This window comes from Hyphomicrobium sp. 1Nfss2.1 (genome assembly GCF_965243865.1).
In the GTDB taxonomy this organism is placed as follows: Bacteria; Pseudomonadota; Alphaproteobacteria; order Rhizobiales; family Hyphomicrobiaceae; genus Hyphomicrobium_A.
On the sequence record NZ_OZ251603.1, the window covers coordinates 3,606,522 to 3,623,445 of the forward strand.

Consider the following 16,924-nt stretch of genomic DNA (forward strand, 5'->3'; position numbering starts at 1 on the left):
TATATACGGCTACGGGGTGAGAGGCGATGGAGCGCCCCGTGTCAGGCGGGGCGGATGCAGGTGCGATTGTTCCGGCGAAATATCCGATTGAATCTCGCGCTCCAGGGCGGCGGTGCGCACGGCGCATTCACCTGGGGCGTGCTCGATCGTTTGCTCGAGGACGACGAGCTCGAGATCAATTGGGTCAGCGCAACAAGCGCCGGCGCGGTGAACGCCGTCGCCGTTGCATCGGGCCTGAGCGAAGGCGGCAAGACATCCGCACGCAACAAGCTGCGCAGTGTTTGGGAAGCCGTGCACAAAGCTGGCGTTCCCGATCTCATGCGTCTCAACCCATTTCTCTATTCGCTGTCGCGCGCCCCGCACATGGCGCAGATGGCGAGCCTGTGGTCGCCATACGAGTTCAATCCTCTGGGCTTTGATCCGCTGCGTCGCCTGCTGTCGGACAGCATCGACTTTGAAAAGTTGCGCTCCTCTTCGCCCATCGAGCTGCTCATCGCCGCAACCGAGGTCTCCAACGGACGCGCGCGCATTTTTCGTCGTCACGAGATAACCGTCGACACCGTGCTCGCCTCGGCCTGTTTGCCGACGCTGCACCATGCGGTCGAGATCGATGGTGTCGCGTATTGGGATGGCGGCTTCTCGTCCAACCCCGACATCAAGACGCTCGCCATGGAGAGCCCGGTCGAGGACACGATCATCGTCCAGCTCAGCCCGCTCGTGCGCGAGGGGCTGCCGACCGGCGTGCGCGAGATAGGGCTGCACGTCAATCGCCTCGCCTTCAACGCACCGCTCGTGCGCGAGATCGAGTTGATCGAGACGGTGCGCGAATGCCAGCAGGGCCGCTTCGGCGGACCGCGCGGCCCGTATGCACGAATGGCAACGCATCGCTTCCACCTCATCGAGGCGGGCCGGCACACCGCGTCCCTGAGCCCCGAGAGCACCATGAAGACGGATTGGTCGCTGCTGAGCCAGCTGTTCGGTGCAGGCCGCGACGAAGCCGAAAAATGGCTCGGCCGCCACCGCTCCAGCATCGGCCGCCGCTCGACGGTGGACCTCAAGGAGCACTTTCTCAACCCTGAGCGCGAGGGCGATGCCTCCGCGGAAACTGCCGGCAAACGCGGTTCCGTTAAAGCGAAGCTAAGTGCTGCGGCCGATGTGACGGACTGAATATAGCGCTCGACTATGACGCGGACGCATGGCTAACATGCCAAGCGAAAAGTCGGAGTTCGCGCGTGTCGGGTATTACTGTCGACATACACAATTCAGCGTCTCACCCTGATCCGCATCAGGGGCGCGCATGCATGGCACGACGTCTCCGGCCATTCGCCCGCCTTACGCTCCAGCCCTTCCGAGAGTCGCAACTATGATGCGTTCGTTTCAGACCAAGCTTGCGCATGCCGCGATGTATGCCCTCGTCGCGCTCGCGGCGTTGACGGCAACTTCACTGCCCGGCTCGGCTGCCGAGGTGAAGGTCGCTGTCGCAGCCAACTTCACCGAGGCCGCAAAAGAGATCGGCGCGTTGTTCGAGAAGGCGAGCGGCGACAAGGCGGTCTTCAGCTTCGGTGCCACCGGCCAGCTCTTTACACAGATCACACAGGCAGCCCCGTTCGAGGTCTTTCTCTCCGCCGACCAGAAGACTCCCAAGAAAGCCATCGCCGAGGGACTGGCGGTCGCCGACAGCCTGTACACATACGCCACCGGCCGCGTCGTTCTCTTCAGTAAGAGCAAGGATCTCGTAAAGGGCGAGGACACGCTGAAAGCCGGCAAGTTCGACAAGATCTCGATCGCCAACCCCGCCACCGCGCCCTACGGCGCCGCCGCCATCGAGGTGATGAAGAAACTCGGGGTTTACGATGCTCTGGCACCTAAGATTGTGCAGGGTAACAACATCGCCCAAGCATATCAGTTCGTAGACACCGGAACCGCCGAGGTAGGCTTCGTGGCCCTATCGCAGATCATCAGGAAGGACGAGGGATCGCGCTGGGTCGTTCCCGATGATCTCTACGCGCCCATCGCGCAGGACGCTGTACTGCTGAGGCGCGGCGAGGAGAACCCTGCGGCAAAGGCCTTCCTGGCCTTCCTCAAGGGGCCCGAGGCCAGCGCCGTCAAGGAAAAATATGGCTATGGAACCGGCGTCGTGGCATCGGTCGCCAAGCAAAAGGAGCTGGCTCCGACACCGTGAGCCGACTGGATTGATCAGCGATGCCTGAATTCGAGCACCTGTGGTCGCCGATCAAGCTCACGCTCGAGCTCGCAACGCTGACAACCATCCTTCTTCTGTGTGTCGGCACACCCATCGCATGGTGGCTCGCGCGCTCTCGCGCACGGTGGAAGGAAGCGGTCGCTGCCGTCGTCGCCCTGCCGCTGGTCCTGCCGCCCACAGTGCTCGGCTTCTATCTTCTTCTCCTGCTCGGACCGAACGGCCCCGGCGGCTCCATCGGCAGCCTTTTCGGTTTGCGCTCGCTGGCCTTCACGTTTGAAGGCTTGGTCATCGGCTCGGTCATCTACTCGATGCCGTTCGTGGTCCAGCCGATCCGCAATGCCTTCGAAGCATTCGGCGATCGCCCGCTCGAGGTCGCCGCCACGCTGCGCGCCTCCGATTGGGACGCCTTCTGGTCCGTCGCCCTGCCGCTCGCCCGCCCGGGATTTCTCACCGGCGCAGTCCTCGGCTTCGCGCACACGGTGGGCGAGTTCGGCGTCGTCCTCATGATCGGCGGCAATATTCCCGGCGAAACAAAAGTGCTGTCGGTCGCGATCTACGACTACGTAGAGACGCTGCAATGGACGCAGGCGCACGTTCTCGCCGGCGGCATGCTGGTATTTTCCTTCGCGGTGATCCTTTCCGTGATGCTGTTTGAAAAGCGGCTTGGGCGCGTAGGCAAATGAAGGCCGACAGAGCCGCCATCGAGGCAAAATTCTTCGGCCCGCTCGGGGACTTCCACATCGACGTGGCGTTCACCGCGCCCGGTTACGGCGTCACCGGCCTCTTCGGTCCGTCCGGTTGCGGCAAGACGACGGTCCTGCGCTGCATCGCCGGCCTCAACCGCCTCTCGGGCAAGCTGCGCGTCGACGGTGAGCTTTGGCAGGACGACGCCAGCGGCACCTTCCTCAAGACCCACCAGCGCCGCATCGGCTACGTCTTCCAGGAGGCAAGTCTCTTCCAGCATTTGTCCGTGCGCGAAAACCTGCTGTACGGGTCAAAGCGCGCCAAGGAAGATGGCCCCGCGCCGATCAGTTTCGATGACGCTGTGGCGATGCTGGGTGTCGGCCATCTGCTCGGCCGCGCGCCCGGCGCCCTCTCCGGCGGCGAGCGGCAGCGTGTTGCTATCGGCCGAGCCTTGCTGTCGCGTCCGCGCGTACTTCTCATGGACGAGCCGCTCGCCGCGCTGGACCGGCTGACCAAGGAGGAGATCCTTCCCTATCTCGAAGCGCTGCGCGAAAACCTCTCCATTCCGATCTTCTACGTCAGCCACGACATGAGCGAGGTCGAGCGCCTAGCCGACACGCTCGTGCTGCTTGAAAAGGGACGCGTCGCAGCCCTTGGTCCCCTGTCGGAGCTGCAATCGGATCCGGCGCTGCCTCTCCTGCGCATGCCGGAAGCCGCCGTCATGCTGGAAGCGCGCATCTGCGCGATCGACGAGAACTATGCTCTGACGAGCCTCGATATCGCTGGCGGAACCCTTGTCGTGCCCGGCCGGCGTGGAAAGCTGGGCAAGCGTTGCCGCATTCGCATCAGCGCGTCCGATGTTGCCTTCGTTCGCGGCCCCGTTCCTGAAACCTCGGTCCTCAACTATCTGCCCGTACGCATCGTCTCGATCGCACCGCCCAATGGCGACGACCCTCAGCTCAATCTTGTCGCAGCGGTTGGTGAAGATGGCTCCGGCGCGCGCATCGTCGGGCGTATTACCCGCAAATCGCGCGATGTACTGATGCTGGAGCCAGGCTCGCAAGTGTACGCGCAGATCAAGAGCGTCGCATTGCTCTCCTAGATTTTTCGCAGCCATATGAGCTCCTCGTCTGCCACAGCGCAGGCCATGCCGCCGCGCAACCATTGCGCAGTGAATGTGTTATGTCTCGAACGAGGCGAAGACAAAGGAGGGCTCGTGCAGCAGAGGTCTGCGGAAACGGCAGTAGATCCCCAGCAATCGGACGATCTGCTGATAACTATGTTGGCACCGATCGCAGCGCTGCTGTTCAGTGTCTCACTGCTGCTGATGGGCATTGGCCTTCAGGGCACGCTCCTCCCCGTAAGCGGCAATATGGCCGGCTTCTCCAGCGTCGACCTGGGTCTGCTCGGCACGGCTTACTTTCTCGGTTTCATGATTGGCTGCATGCACGGCACGCGGCTCGTGCGTCGGTCCGGTCACATTCGCGCCTATCTTGCAATGACATCGCTCGCAGCGGTGGTGGCGCTGCTGCACGCGCTCTACGTGGAACCTGTCGCCTGGTGGATATTCCGCGCCACCAGCGGCTATTGCTTCGCGGTTCTCTACATCGTCATCGAGAGCTGGCTTAACGCGCGTTCCAATAACAAGACGCGCGGCACAGTGTTTTCGGTCTACACCGCCATCAACCTCACCGTCATTACTGTCGGCCAGATGATGTTGGTGCTCGCCGACCCGCAATCTTTCACGCTGTTCGCCTTTGCCGCCATTCTCGTATCGCTCTCGGCGCTGCCAATCGCCTTCACCGGCTCCGCATCGCCCGAGCAGCCGGAATCCGTGCACCCGCGCATCGCCAAGCTGTTTCGCATTTCACCCGTTGGCGTCGCCGGCTGCTTCGCGGTCGGCTTGGCGAACGGCGCATTCTGGGCCCTTGGACCGATCTTCGCGCAGACCGAAGGTTTCAGCATAAGTGAAATCGCCGCGTTTATGAGCGCTGTCGTGCTGGGCGGCGCGCTGGCGCAATGGCCTCTCGGCAGTCTGTCCGACCGTATGGACCGACGCGTCGTCATGGTCGCCGCCGCAGCAATTGCGGCTCTCGCCGCCACTCTTCTGATGATCGTTGATACGCCTGACAAGCTTTTGATGGTGATCGGCGGGGCGGTATTCGGCGCCGGTGCCTTTCCGCTCTATACCCTGGCCGTCGCCCACGCCAACGACTTCGCGGATGCATCCGACGCCGTAGAGGTGTCGAGCGGCTTGCTGCTCGTCTACAGCGCCGGAGCGGCCATCGGCCCGTTGCTCGCCTCAGTCAGCCGCGAAGTTGCCGGCGCGCCATCGCTGTTCTTCTTCACCGCATCCGTTCACGTCGTGCTGATCGGCTATGTTCTTTGGCGCATGGCCCAGCGAATGTCGCCCGAGCCCGAGCATCGCGTCACGTTTAGCGAATCCGCCATCGCGGCTCAGACCGTGCTCTCGATCGAGCCGGCCGCAGTCAGCAGTGAGCCTGAGCAAGAGCCAGAGGGCGAGCCGATGCCAAAGACATCCGGCGATGCCGGCAACGCGACTTAGCGCCTTTCAAAGCTAGCCGGAAACCCCTCACCCGGCCACGATCTGTCGATCGCGCTTAACCTCTCCCTCCAGAGAGAGGTTAAGTTCCGACACCGGCAAATCACTTAGCCTCTCCCCGTTGGGCACCATCAGCTCACGAGACGCGCATAACCCTGCGCCATCGTCTCGTCGATCAGCTTCTTGTAAGCGTCATAGCTGGCGTGCGCCGGCGTGATGTCACCGAGGTTGCCGTCGAAGCTGTCGCGCTTGGCGTACACGATCGGCGTCGCCACCGGCACCAGCATGGCGCCATGCTTGTGAATGGTCGTGATGATGCCGCGCATCTCACCGAAGCGATCCACCTGCGAGACGACGATCATCCGCATCGCGCCTTTGGTGAGCGACACGAGGTGGATGAACATCGACGACGACGGCACGTAGAGCCGCCCGCGGTGCGAATATGGCGCATCCGGCCGGTCGCGCTCCTGAAACAGCAGGCTCGGCCACTCCGGGTCCCAGGTTATGTCGGTGCGATAGGCGACGATGCAGTCCGGTCGCGAAAACGATGACCGCAACGTCACGTAGCTGCCGACGTAATGATCGACCGCCGCTCGCGTATAGGCGCCCATGTAGAGCGGCGCCACCTCGCTGCCGTTCTCCCCCTGCAACTCGGCTGGCCCCGAGACGCTGACCGCGCCTGGCCCGTTCCAGCTGTCCCTCAGCTTGTCGAAGTCGAGGCCCAGCACCATGCACACGTCGAACAGTGTCTGGTCGCGCACCGAGCGCCCACTGAGCAGGTTCTGGATGGTCTTCTCATGACAGTCCGCCGCGTCCGCAAGTTGCGCCTGCGTAAGCTTTTTTTCGATCATGGCGGTCTTGATCTGCGCGAGAGCTGAATCGCGCACAGATCTGGGAGCATTGACCTTCATGGACGGGCTCTGCCTCGGATTGGTCGCCGTTGCGAACTGAATTTGCCGGAATTTACCGGCAATTCTCTGTCCTGGGCAAACGGAACCACGCGCTAGCTGCGTTTCCCTGATGTTGGGGGTTGGGCACCTCGTCTTTCCGATGGGGTGAGGGCAGTGTCGAAGTGGTTTCGTATCGGCGCGCGTTGGGCGCGTCGTTGCCATAGGAGCTCAACGTCATGAAGGCCCCGGTCTCTGCTATCGAGAGCCATTCCATCGAGAGCGACCTGAAGCATCTCGCCAGCCCGTGCGCGGCGGTCTGTGTCGCCTTGGGAGGTGCAGCGGTCGTCGTCGCAGCCATGCTGGCGATCAGCGTGCCCGAGCTCGACCTCGCAAGCCTGATCCCGAATTTTGCCACGACCCTGCAGAGCCTCATCATCGGCTGACAGGTTCGGCCTTTCCAACAAAAAAAGGGCGACTGGTGAGATCCACCAGCCGCCCGTCGTTCGCCTTCGTCGAAGCGCGTTAGTTCTTGGCCATGCGCTCGACAGTCACCGGGGCAACGCCGGCCGACTTCATGCCGATCACGCCGGCAGCGGCGCTCGACAGATCGATGATACGGCCGCGAATGAACGGACCACGGTCATTGATCGTCACGACCACGGACTTGCCGTTGCGCTTGTTGGTGACGCGCACCTTGGTGCCGAACGGAAGCGTGCGATGTGCAGCCGTCATGGCGCCCGGGTTGAAGCGTGCGCCAGACGCGGTCATCTGGCCCTGCCAGTAGTAGGATGCCATGCCGCTCTGCGTGGACGTCACGCGCCCGGTCTTCTCGATCTCGACCTTGCGGACGGCGATCTCGGCATTCTTCTCCGACACGCGCGGCTTGGCACTGTCCTTGGCGATGGAAGCCTGCTGCTGCTTCTTCTCGGGCTTCGGAGCCTCGACAGCGGCCTGCTGCTTCTTCTCAGGCAGCACGACCTTGGCTTCGCTGTGCTTCTTCGCAGGCTTCGCCTTCCCCTCGTCCAGCTTGGCGACGCGCGGCGACTTGGGCTTCGTGCTGGCGTGGCGGTGATGCTTGCGCTCGCCGGTGTATTCGTAAGAGCGATACGTCTTCGCGGTCGGCGCACCGCCGCAGGCAAACGCCGGGCTCATGCACTCCCACGGCGCGTTTTCGGCGTTGGCCGGCGCGGCTGCCACGAAACCGAGCGTGGCGATGCTTAGCGCGGAAATAACAATCGTCCGCATTCTTCTACTCCTCTTGCAGGCGGCGGGCTCGGGACAAATGCGTTCCTGAGACCAGCGCGTCGCATCAGGACCCGCTGGAGGCGCTCTTTTCAGTGGCGCTGCTTTTGGTGGGTGGAACTGCTTCTGTGTGACCGTCCGGAGCCGAACACCAGAACCCGTTCAGCCGCCCTCGCGATGTCTTGGGGTGTCCCCCCGTTCTGGTGCGCGCTACCGACCATCGCTAATTGTGGCGGTCAATGCTTCAATTTGAGAGACAGTTTCGCAACATTTTAAGGAATGCTGATGCTGAAAGGAGTTAGCTGCTGCGCAGTGTCATCGAGCCGCGACCGCGCGCCGCAGGCTGAGGCGCGTTTGCATCGACTGACGTTGCCGCTTGCACGCACCGCGCGTAATTTTCTCCGCGCGGTATGACGCGTTGCCACTCGTGACACAATCGGAGCGCCGTCTCCATCGCCTTTGGAGGCAACGCATGCACGCGCGTCCGGATCAAGCCGATCTGCCACCGTCCGGTCCGCCATCGTTCCGCAACCTTGTCGCTGTTTTCGGCAAAATCGGCTTGCTGTCCTTCGGCGGTCCGGCGGCGCAAATCGCGCTGATGCATCGTGAACTCGTCGACGAGCATCGCTGGCTCGATGAGCGGCGCTTTCTCTCCGCGCTGAGCTTCTGCATGCTGTTGCCCGGCCCTGAGGCAATGCAGCTCGCGACCTACGCCGGCTGGCGCTTGCATGGCGTGCGCGGCGGCCTCGCCGCAGGCCTGTTGTTCATCGCACCGGGTGCAGCGCTCGTCCTGGCGCTTTCCATCCTCTACGGCGCCTTGGGACATACACCGACAATGGCCGCACTGTTCGTCGGCGTGAAAGCTGCCGTGCTTGCCATCGTCCTTCAGGCGCTCATCCGCGTCGGACACCGCGCCCTCAAGGGAAGCACCGACTGGCTTGTCGCCGCCGCGGCGTTCATCGCCATCTTCTTTTTCAACCTGCCATTCCCGCTCGTCATCGCGGGCGCCGCCGCGGCAGGCTATTTCGTGGCGGGCAGCGCACCTCCAGAGACCGTTGCACCACTGCCTTCCGTCAGCGCGGCACAGACGGCAAGGACGTTGCTGCTTTGGCTCGCCATATGGATCGTGCCGTTGCTGCTCGTCGCAGTCGCATTTGGCGCCGATCACGTGCTCTCGCAGCTTGCGTGGTTTTTCTCCAAGCTCGCCGTCGTCACCTTCGGTGGCGCTTACGCCATCCTCGCCTACATGGCGCAGGCGGTTGTCAGTGGATACGGCTGGCTCACCGCGGGGGAGATGCTCGACGGGCTCGGTCTCGCCGAGACCACCAACGGCCCGCTCATCCTCGTCACCGAGTTCGTCGGCTACATCGCAGCGTTGCGCGCAGGCGGCATCGCACTCGGCATCGCCGGTGCGCTTGTGACCTTGTGGGCGACCTTTGCACCAAGCTTCATGTGCATCTTCGTGGGTGCGCCCTACGTCGAGCGGCTGACGCATTCGCCGCGCCTTGCTTCGGCCCTCCGGATGGTGACGGCCGCAGTCGTCGGCGTCATCGCCAATCTTTCCCTGTGGTTTGCGCTCCACGTGCTGTTCACGCGCATCGACGAGGTGCACGTCGGGCCACTGCGCCTCTTCGTGCCGCAGCCTTCGGCCCTCGATCCCGTCGCGCTGGCCCTGTCGGCGCTCGCCGTCGCGCTCATTTTCGGGTTGCGTCGCGGCATCGTCGAGACGCTCGCCGTCTGCGCCGGCGCAGCGCTAATCTGGCTCTCGCTCACCTGACCATGATCGCTTCGGACCCTATCAGTCCGAAGCGTGAATCATCGGTCTCATCAAAAGGCTAGAGCGGCATCGCGATTCGAAGAAAAGCGATCGCGCTCTAGCGCCTACAGCCAGCCCTTGCGCCGGAAATAGATGATCGGCCCGATCGCCGCGACGGCCATCAGCGCAAGCGCCATTGGATATCCGAGCGGCCAGTCCAACTCGGGCATGTGCTTGAAGTTCATGCCGTACACTGAAGCCACCAGTGTCGGCGGCAGCAACACCACCGCCATCACCGAGAACAGCTTGATGATCTGGTTCTGCTCGATGTTGATCATGCCGAGCGTGGCATCGAGAATGAAGCCGATGCGCTGCGACAGGTATTTCGTATGCTCCATCAGCGAAGCGATGTCGCGCTGCGCACCTTTGATGCGCTGCCGCGTGCGCGGATCATCGCCGCGGTCCTTCGTTGCCTGCATGAGATAGTGCAGCAGACGGCTGACGGACGTGGCGCTGTCCTCTGCGCGCGCTGTAATGTCACCGCACTTGCCGATCCGTCGCAGCATCACGTCGAGCCGTCGATCACGCGTATGCTTGCCCCCGCGCAGATCGAACACCGACTGCGCCAGCCGCTCCACCTCGTCCTGGATCCGCTCGATGAGATCGGCCATGCGATGCACGATGGAATCGAGCAGTCCCACCATGATCGTCGCGCCCGTCGTGCACGGGGCATCGCCCTTTTCCACGCGCTGCAGGTAGAGGGGGAAGGCTTTCGGCTCGGCATAGCGCACCGTCACCAGCCGGTCGCCCGCCAGGATGAATGTGACTGGCGTCGTCTTCGGAACCTGCGCCTCGATGTCATAGACGATCGACGCCGTCATGAAGTACGCGCCGCGTTCCTGATAGAAGCGGTTCGACGGTTCGATCTCCCGCATTTCGGCGCGAGTTGGAATATCGATCGAAAGCTCTTTTTCGACAAAACTGTCTTCGTCAGCCGTCGGCTGCAACAGGTCGATCCAGACGCAATTGCCGGTTAGCGGGACGCCCGGCTCATGGGTGGTCAGCACCCGCCCGTTCGACTCGTACGTGGTCATCATGCGCGCATTCTCCGGCGCAACGGGGCTTCTTTCCGCGGCTTCCTACGCTGCTTGCACGACACGCGCAACAGCCACCGGCTTGCGAGGTTCCAGATTCGCTGACGTGCCCTGTCACAGATGCGTCGCCGCCTGTTGGCTCCGTCAGGCGTAGCTGACGACACGCCGGTCAGGACGGCCCCGATGGGGTGGAGGCGCTTGCAGGCCGTCGATACGCAGCCGCCACAATTTCGTGCGGCCACCCTCGCGCTTCAATTCCGCCGTCACACGGGCCTCACCGCCAGCAAACTTACCCACGAACTGGACGCCCACCGATCTATTGATCAGCTCGGCTAGTCGTTCGGCCAGCTTGCCGGCCGATAGCGTGCCGAGCGGGCGCGCCCAGTGAGGCTCGACCTGAATGTTCTCAGCCCGGACGAGGGGGCCCAGAGACCGCAGCTCGGGAGCGTCTGCATCGAGTACGGGTGACAATTCCCGCAATGCCTCTTCGGCATAGTGTGGGGCGATGCTCGACAGTTTCCAGTCGTCCGCCAGTTTGCGGGTGATCTGTGTCGCCAGCGCGGCATAGGCATCGCGCCGGTTGTCGATGTCGGCGGCAACGTTGGCGAGAAAGCTCGCGCTGAAAAGCGACAGCGCAGAAAAGACCAATCCGAGAATGGAAAACAACGTCGTTGGCATGCCTGGCCCCGAGCATCGCGCCGCCCACCACCGCTATCAGGTGGCGGCCAGCCGTCATCGGAGCCAATATTTGCAGGTGGCTTCTCCGGGCGCTGTTCCCGTTGGCACAACAGCGCTGGGCCTCCCCATTATCCGACCAGCCGCGGATCCTCGCTGTCGTGCGCATGCCCGACGGCCGTCAGCAGCGCTTTGTCCACCTGCTTGGGATCGAGCAGCACCTTTCCGTCATGGATGCTACGGATGGCAGACCTTGGGACACGAAACTCGCCGTTGTTTTCCACGTAGACCATGATGTGGTCGGGCGATGTCTCGCGCACGGCGCCGATGCCCTCCTTGCCCTCGGCAAGGAACACCATGAGGCCGATTTCGAGTGGTTCGCTCATCATTCCTCCAAGCAGGTTGCAGCATGTCGAGGCCGCGTTGAGCTTCTGCCGGCAGAACGCTCAAGGCAAGCAGAGGTTGCGCTTCGCCATCTTAAAGGACTGTTGCGCAAAGCCCAGCAGAGACGGCGGAGCCTACTCCGCCGCGGCCTGCCCTGCGTGCCCGAGCTTCACGTTGAGCTTGTTGATGAGGTCCGTCGCGGCTTCCGGAATGTTGGTGCCCGGACCGAAAACGGCCTCGGCGCCCGCTTCGAACAGCGCCGGATAGTCGGACGGCGGGATGACGCCGCCGACGACCACCATGATGTCGTCGCGCCCTTCCTTGCCGAGGGCCGCCTTGAGGTCCGGCACCAGCGTCAGATGCCCCGCCGCCAGCGATGACACGCCGATGATGTGCACATCGTTCTCGACCGCCTGCCGCGCGGCCTCGTCGGGCGTTGCGAACAGCGGTCCGATGTCGACGTCGAAGCCGAGGTCGGCAAACGCCGAGGCGATCACCTTCTGGCCGCGGTCGTGGCCGTCCTGGCCCATCTTGGCAATCAGGATACGCGGACGCCGGCCCTCGTTCTTGTCGAACGTCTCGACGAGCTGCAGAACCTTGGCGACGTTTGCGTTCATGCTTCCGGCCTCCGACCGGTAGACGCCTGAAATGGCGCGGATCTCGGCGCGGTGACGGCCGAACACTTTTTCCATCGCGTCGGAAATCTCACCGACACTGGCTTTGGCGCGCGCCGCCTTCACGGCGAGGTCGAGCAGATTGGCGTTGCCGGCGGCGCCTTCGGTAAGCGCCTGCAGGGCCGCCTGCACTTCCTTCTCGTTACGCTCCGCGCGCAGACGCTGCAGCTTGGCGATCTGCTGCTCGCGCACACTCTTGTTGTCGACCTTCAAGATGTCGATCTGCGCTTCGTCGCTGACGCGATACTTGTTCACGCCGACGATAGTCTGCTTGCCGCTGTCGATGCGCGCCTGCGTGCGTGCGGCGGCCTCCTCGATGCGCATTTTCGGAATGCCGGCGGCGATTGCCTTGGCCATGCCGCCGAGCCGCTCGACTTCTTCGATGTGAGCCATCGCCTTCTGCGCCAGCTCATAGGTGAGCCGTTCGATGTAATAGCTGCCGCCCCACGGATCGATGACGCGGCACGTGCCGGTCTCTTGCTGCAACAGCAGCTGCGTGTTGCGGGCAATGCGTGCCGAGAAGTCCGTCGGCAGCGCGATGGCTTCGTCCAGCGCGTTGGTGTGCAGTGACTGCGTATGCCCCTGCGTCGCCGCCATGGCCTCGACGCACGTGCGCGTGACGTTGTTGAACACGTCCTGCGCCGTCAGCGACCAGCCGGAGGTCTGGCTGTGCGTGCGCAGGCTGAGCGAGCGGTCGTTGGCATTGAACTCTTCCTTGATGAGCTTCGCCCAGAGAAGACGCGCAGCGCGCATCTTGGCGATCTCCATGTAGAAGTTCATGCCGATCGCCCAGAAGAATGACAGGCGCGGCGCGAATGCGTCGATGCCGAGACCGGCCGCAACGCCGGCGCGCGCATACTCGATGCCGTCGGCGAGCGTATAGCCGAGCTCCAGATCGGCTGTCGCACCAGCCTCCTGCATGTGATAGCCGGAGATCGAGATCGAGTTGAACTTCGGCATGTGCTTCGATGTGTAGCCGAAGATATCCGAGATGATGCGCATCGAGGGGTCGGGCGGATAGATATAGGTGTTCCGCACCATGAACTCTTTGAGGATATCGTTCTGGATCGTGCCGGACAGCTTCTCCGGCGGCACGCCCTGTTCCTCACCGGCGACGATGAAGAGCGCCAGCACCGGAAGCACCGCCCCGTTCATGGTCATCGAAACCGACATCTGCTCCAGCGGGATGCCGGAGAACAGCGTGCGCATGTCGTAGATGGAATCGATCGCGACGCCCGCCATGCCGACATCGCCGCGCACGCGCGGATGGTCGGAGTCATAGCCGCGGTGGGTTGCAAGGTCGAAGGCGACCGAAAGGCCCTTCTGGCCCGCGCGGATGTTGCGCCGGTAAAACGCGTTGGAATCTTCGGCAGTCGAGAAGCCTGCGTACTGGCGCACCGTCCACGGCTGCAGCGCGTACATGGCCGGGTAAGGCCCGCGCAGGTACGGCGGAATACCTGGGAAGGTACCGAGGAAGTCGAGATCGGCGGTATCGGCGGCGGTGTAGACCGGCTTGATGCCGATCCCTTCAGGCGTTTCCCACGCGATCTCGTCGCTGGCGGGTGCCGTCCCGGAACCTGCTGAGCCGCTGTCGAGGGCAATTTTCGTGAAGTCGGGAAGCCCTGTCATTCCTTCGCCTTGAACCTTTCTGGCTGGGTCTTACGTCGCGTTGCCGCTGGCTAGCACGAAGATAGCAGAAACGCACCAGCTTGCGCCGGGGCGGAGCGTCGCCTCGTGGGTTCAGTTTGCGCAATTTCTGGCGTCTGGCCAATGGGCCTTGGTGGCCAGCGGGTCCAAGAGCACGAAAGGGCGCGGGCCGAAGGGCCCCACCCGCCGGACCCGGGCTCTAGGAGACCCCGCCGTCGAGGCTCTCGATGAAATCTTGGAGCAAGTCGGAATCGTGCTCCTGTCGCAGCTCGATCACCTTGCCGTCCGCCAGACGCCACCAATGATGAAATTTCATGTCGAGGATCTTGCCCGAGCGCTTATGACGAAAGGACCCGCGCGCTATCGCCGATGCAACATCGCCGTCGAAGCTGAATGGCCCTGGCTCGAAAACGAGAATATCGAAGTTATCCAAAAACTTGTGGCATATGAGCGTGAATTCGGCCCGGCTGCGCGGACGTATGGAATCGACCGGATCGTCTGGTAGGGAGGCCTTGAACAGAAAGTCGTCGCCGAGAAAAGCAATCGCGTCCGCAAGCCGCCGCTCACGATAGTGTCGATAGAAATTATGCAGCAGCTCAGGCGTTTCCATAGAACCCGTCGCGACGCAGAGATATGCAGGGCGTCGCAGCGCCCTCTCGAAGTAGCTTAAATCGGCATCTGAGTAGCCGACGAGCATTGAAGATAAAAAATGGCGACAATCGTTAGCCGATCGTCAGCATACAGCTGGACCTCTACTGCCCTATTCGTCGAAGGATGACCACTAAAAAACATCTAATATAGGACATAAGTCGAGCGAATGCCCATGTATGGGGGGCTCGAGCTGCAACGCGCTCTGGGATGGGGAGGCGCTCGTTTTTGGGGGAATGATGGCCGGACATGAGAATGGCCCGAGCGGGTTCTGGGTAAAGTGCACGGCGCTGATCGTCGAGGCAAAGCGCAACTGGCGCTTGCTGTTGGGCGCCGTCATCGCCGGCGGCGTGATCTGGGCCGCCGTCGAGGCCAGCGATCGCCAGGGGCGCTTCGATATTCCATCCGGCTACGCCGTCCGCATGACGTGCGAGTCGGACCCCGAATCGTCCTTGTGGAACGGCGGCTGCGAACGCGTTGCAGCCGATATCGCTCGCACGGATAAGCCCGGCTTCCTCGAGCTATACCGCGCCTTCGTCACCGCCCATCATCGGTACATTCCTAGCCCCGCGACGCGCAGCCGTTTCAGCGGCATACCCTGTGATCAAGGCTTTGACCTCGACGCTGCACTCCGCGGCACCCGCTACGTCTTCGTCCCGCTTCGTGTGCACTTCGCCGAGGCGTGCACTGTCGCCGAGGTCCAGGCCATCATGGCCGAGATAGACGAGCGCGACCGTGCGCTTCTGACCATCGAGCGGGCCGGACTTACCCACTCCGCGCTCTATGCCGGCGCCCTCGCCAATCTCACCGAGCCAGTCGTCATATTCGCTGCCGCGGCGATCTTGGCGGCCCTCATCATCCTCTAGGTAGCAAGCAAATGGGCGGGGGGCGCCCCGACGCTCGGCAAAATCGAGGTCTTTCATGGCGTTATTTTCCTGCGGGGGTGCGGCCCCCCGGTCATTGTGCGACTTGACGTGAATCGCCTAACCTTGAGTGATTCAGGGGTGCCACATGCGATTGAAGACAGCGTCAGCCATTCTCGGTCTAGCTCTCACGGCGGGCCTCTATGCCACCGCGCCTGCAAGCGCGGGCTGGTTCGGTCGCGACAGAGACCCTGACGCGCCGGATCGCTATCCCTACGTTTACGAGCAGCCGCGCTACTATCCCCACTACAACTCGGGAGACTGGCGCCCGGCCGCCGAAATGCGCCAGCCGCGGCCCTACTACATCCAGCCGCCGTACTACCCCGCCTGGGGCTACCCGATCGGCTGCGAGGACAACTGCGAGCAGGTCCCGCTGAAGTAGCAGCGCCTCCGCTTCCTTACGTCGACGAAATTCTTGCAGCACGGCTCATTGGGCCGTGCCTTCGCGCATTTGCGGGGTCCAACGCCAGATGCGGAGGTCTGCCTTGCCGCAACAAAAACGCCGCCCCGCGATCTGCGGGACGGCGTCCGTTTGATTCAGAAACCGCGGCCGCTTACTTCACGTCGAGCAGCTCGACGTCGAACATCAGCGTCGCGTTCGGCGGGATGACACCGCCGGCACCACGCGCGCCATAGCCGAGAGCCGCCGGGATGATCAGCGTGCGCTTGCCGCCGACCTTCATGCCGGCAACGCCCTCGTCCCAGCCTTTGATCACCTGGCCCTCGCCGAGACGGAACGAGAATGGCTCGCCCCGGTCAACGGAGGAGTCGAACTTCGTCCCCTTCGTGCCGTTGTTATACAGCCAGCCGGTGTAGTGCATGACGCACAGCTTGCCGGCCTTTGCTTCGGTGCCGGTGCCGACCTTGCTATCGGCGAGGATCAGTCCGGAATCCGTCACGGTGGGGGCTCCTTGTGCAAGCGTGGGAGTGGAGACGGCGGTCATCGAGACGCCGAGCAGGGCAATGAGCGCGAGGGCCACAGCGGCGCCTCGACGCGATAGAGCGGCCATACGTTTCCTCCGATGATTTCCTGACGCCCGCAGTTACTTCGCGCGGCGCTGGCAGTCCAGCCACTTAGCGACGACCGTGCGGTCGTGGAACTGAATGGCCCCGCAGTTCTGGCAGACCACCATCAACACGTCCACTGGAGCCGCACCTGTCGGCAGGCTTGTCGCCGCAGCCGGCGACCGCTGGCAGGTGATCGACTGCACGTCGAGATCGCACTGCGACCGGAACCTGCCGCAAGCAGGGCAGGCGGTAATGTGCTTGCCGAACAGAAATTGCTCCACGTCGGCTTTGGAGATTTCACGGGTGCATGTTTCTGACATCATGGCATCCCCCATGGCGTTTCCTTTGCATTCACCGTATGCGCACGTTGCACGCGAGGCAAGACAAAGCGTCGCACCAAGACCGGCCCGAACGCACGCATCTCGGTAATCAGCTCCGTTCAAGGACATTAGACAGCCGGGCCGGTCCGTCGCCTTGTGCTGCATCAAAGGGCTGCCCCGCACGCCGGACTTTTCCGATCTCACTTGTCTGAA

The 16,924-nt window shown here is 63.0% G+C and carries 18 protein-coding genes; 9 read left to right on the forward strand and 9 right to left on the reverse strand.

The window, feature by feature from the left end; genetic code table 11:
- Window positions 1-87 precede the first annotated feature (87 nt).
- From ACP15D_RS17625 to ACP15D_RS17645, 5 genes are all read left to right on the forward strand, one after another.
- Window positions 88-1,167 (forward strand): patatin-like phospholipase family protein, encoded by a 1,080-nt coding sequence (locus ACP15D_RS17625; protein WP_424958721.1) that lies wholly within the window; start codon window positions 88-90, stop codon window positions 1,165-1,167.
- A gap of 196 nt (window positions 1,168-1,363) precedes the next feature.
- Window positions 1,364-2,182 carry a molybdate ABC transporter substrate-binding protein gene (gene modA / locus ACP15D_RS17630; RefSeq protein ID WP_424958722.1) on the forward strand — a complete coding sequence of 273 codons (819 nt, stop codon included), beginning with the start codon at window positions 1,364-1,366 and terminating at the stop codon, window positions 2,180-2,182.
- Between the two features lie 20 nt (window positions 2,183-2,202).
- Window positions 2,203-2,886, forward strand: coding sequence for a molybdate ABC transporter permease subunit (gene modB / locus ACP15D_RS17635; protein WP_424958723.1), 684 nt, complete (start codon window positions 2,203-2,205; stop codon window positions 2,884-2,886).
- Window positions 2,883-3,989, forward strand: coding sequence for a molybdenum ABC transporter ATP-binding protein (gene modC / locus ACP15D_RS17640; protein WP_424958724.1), 1,107 nt, complete (start codon window positions 2,883-2,885; stop codon window positions 3,987-3,989). Before modB ends, modC begins: the two co-directional genes overlap by 4 nt.
- 177 nt (window positions 3,990-4,166) lie before the next feature.
- Window positions 4,167-5,453, forward strand: a complete 1,287-nt coding sequence (locus ACP15D_RS17645) for an MFS transporter (protein ID WP_424958725.1) — start codon at window positions 4,167-4,169, stop codon at window positions 5,451-5,453.
- A 128-nt stretch (window positions 5,454-5,581) separates the two neighbouring features.
- On the opposite strand, the gene ACP15D_RS17650 is transcribed toward ACP15D_RS17645, so the two are convergent.
- On the reverse strand, window positions 5,582-6,301 hold the full coding sequence (locus tag ACP15D_RS17650) for a helix-turn-helix transcriptional regulator (protein ID WP_424958726.1): 720 nt from the start codon (window positions 6,299-6,301) through the stop codon (window positions 5,582-5,584).
- Window positions 6,302-6,576: 275 nt separating this feature from the next.
- Between ACP15D_RS17650 and ACP15D_RS17655 the strand changes: the two genes are divergently transcribed.
- The gene (locus ACP15D_RS17655) at window positions 6,577-6,783 is read left to right on the forward strand and encodes a hypothetical protein (RefSeq protein WP_424958727.1); all 207 of its coding nucleotides are present in this window, start codon (window positions 6,577-6,579) and stop codon (window positions 6,781-6,783) included.
- Between the two features lie 79 nt (window positions 6,784-6,862).
- On the opposite strand, the gene ACP15D_RS17660 is transcribed toward ACP15D_RS17655, so the two are convergent.
- Window positions 6,863-7,585 (reverse strand): septal ring lytic transglycosylase RlpA family protein, encoded by a 723-nt coding sequence (locus tag ACP15D_RS17660; RefSeq protein ID WP_424958728.1) that lies wholly within the window; start codon window positions 7,583-7,585, stop codon window positions 6,863-6,865.
- Between the two features lie 469 nt (window positions 7,586-8,054).
- Between ACP15D_RS17660 and chrA the strand changes: the two genes are divergently transcribed.
- On the forward strand, window positions 8,055-9,359 hold the full coding sequence (chrA, locus tag ACP15D_RS17665) for a chromate efflux transporter (protein WP_424958729.1): 1,305 nt from the start codon (window positions 8,055-8,057) through the stop codon (window positions 9,357-9,359).
- 104 nt (window positions 9,360-9,463) lie between these two features.
- On the opposite strand, the gene ACP15D_RS17670 is transcribed toward chrA, so the two are convergent.
- The 5 genes from ACP15D_RS17670 to ACP15D_RS17690 all read right to left on the reverse strand — a co-directional run bounded on the left by ACP15D_RS17670 (window position 9,464) and on the right by ACP15D_RS17690 (window position 14,422).
- Window positions 9,464-10,435, reverse strand: coding sequence for a magnesium transporter CorA family protein (locus ACP15D_RS17670; protein WP_424958730.1), 972 nt, complete (start codon window positions 10,433-10,435; stop codon window positions 9,464-9,466).
- A 141-nt stretch (window positions 10,436-10,576) separates the two neighbouring features.
- On the reverse strand, window positions 10,577-11,110 hold the full coding sequence (locus tag ACP15D_RS17675; RefSeq protein ID WP_424958731.1) for a hypothetical protein: 534 nt from the start codon (window positions 11,108-11,110) through the stop codon (window positions 10,577-10,579).
- Between the two features lie 128 nt (window positions 11,111-11,238).
- On the reverse strand, window positions 11,239-11,493 hold the full coding sequence (locus ACP15D_RS17680; RefSeq protein WP_424958732.1) for a hypothetical protein: 255 nt from the start codon (window positions 11,491-11,493) through the stop codon (window positions 11,239-11,241).
- Between the two features lie 132 nt (window positions 11,494-11,625).
- Entirely contained in the window at window positions 11,626-13,794 is a 2,169-nt protein-coding gene (gene scpA, locus ACP15D_RS17685; protein ID WP_424958733.1) for a methylmalonyl-CoA mutase, read from the reverse strand.
- Between the two features lie 217 nt (window positions 13,795-14,011).
- Entirely contained in the window at window positions 14,012-14,422 is a 411-nt protein-coding gene (locus ACP15D_RS17690) for a nuclear transport factor 2 family protein (RefSeq protein WP_424958734.1), read from the reverse strand.
- Between the two features lie 277 nt (window positions 14,423-14,699).
- Between ACP15D_RS17690 and ACP15D_RS17695 the strand changes: the two genes are divergently transcribed.
- Window positions 14,700-15,326 (forward strand): hypothetical protein, encoded by a 627-nt coding sequence (locus tag ACP15D_RS17695; protein WP_424958735.1) that lies wholly within the window; start codon window positions 14,700-14,702, stop codon window positions 15,324-15,326.
- 145 nt (window positions 15,327-15,471) lie between these two features.
- Entirely contained in the window at window positions 15,472-15,765 is a 294-nt protein-coding gene (locus ACP15D_RS17700; RefSeq protein ID WP_424958736.1) for a hypothetical protein, read from the forward strand.
- A gap of 172 nt (window positions 15,766-15,937) precedes the next feature.
- Here the strand turns inward: ACP15D_RS17700 and ACP15D_RS17705 are convergent, their stop codons facing one another.
- Window positions 15,938-16,393 carry an FKBP-type peptidyl-prolyl cis-trans isomerase gene (locus ACP15D_RS17705; RefSeq protein ID WP_424958737.1) on the reverse strand — a complete coding sequence of 152 codons (456 nt, stop codon included), beginning with the start codon at window positions 16,391-16,393 and terminating at the stop codon, window positions 15,938-15,940.
- A gap of 33 nt (window positions 16,394-16,426) precedes the next feature.
- Window positions 16,427-16,714, reverse strand: coding sequence for a hypothetical protein (locus ACP15D_RS17710; RefSeq protein ID WP_424958738.1), 288 nt, complete (start codon window positions 16,712-16,714; stop codon window positions 16,427-16,429).
- Window positions 16,715-16,924: the final 210 nt, after the last annotated feature.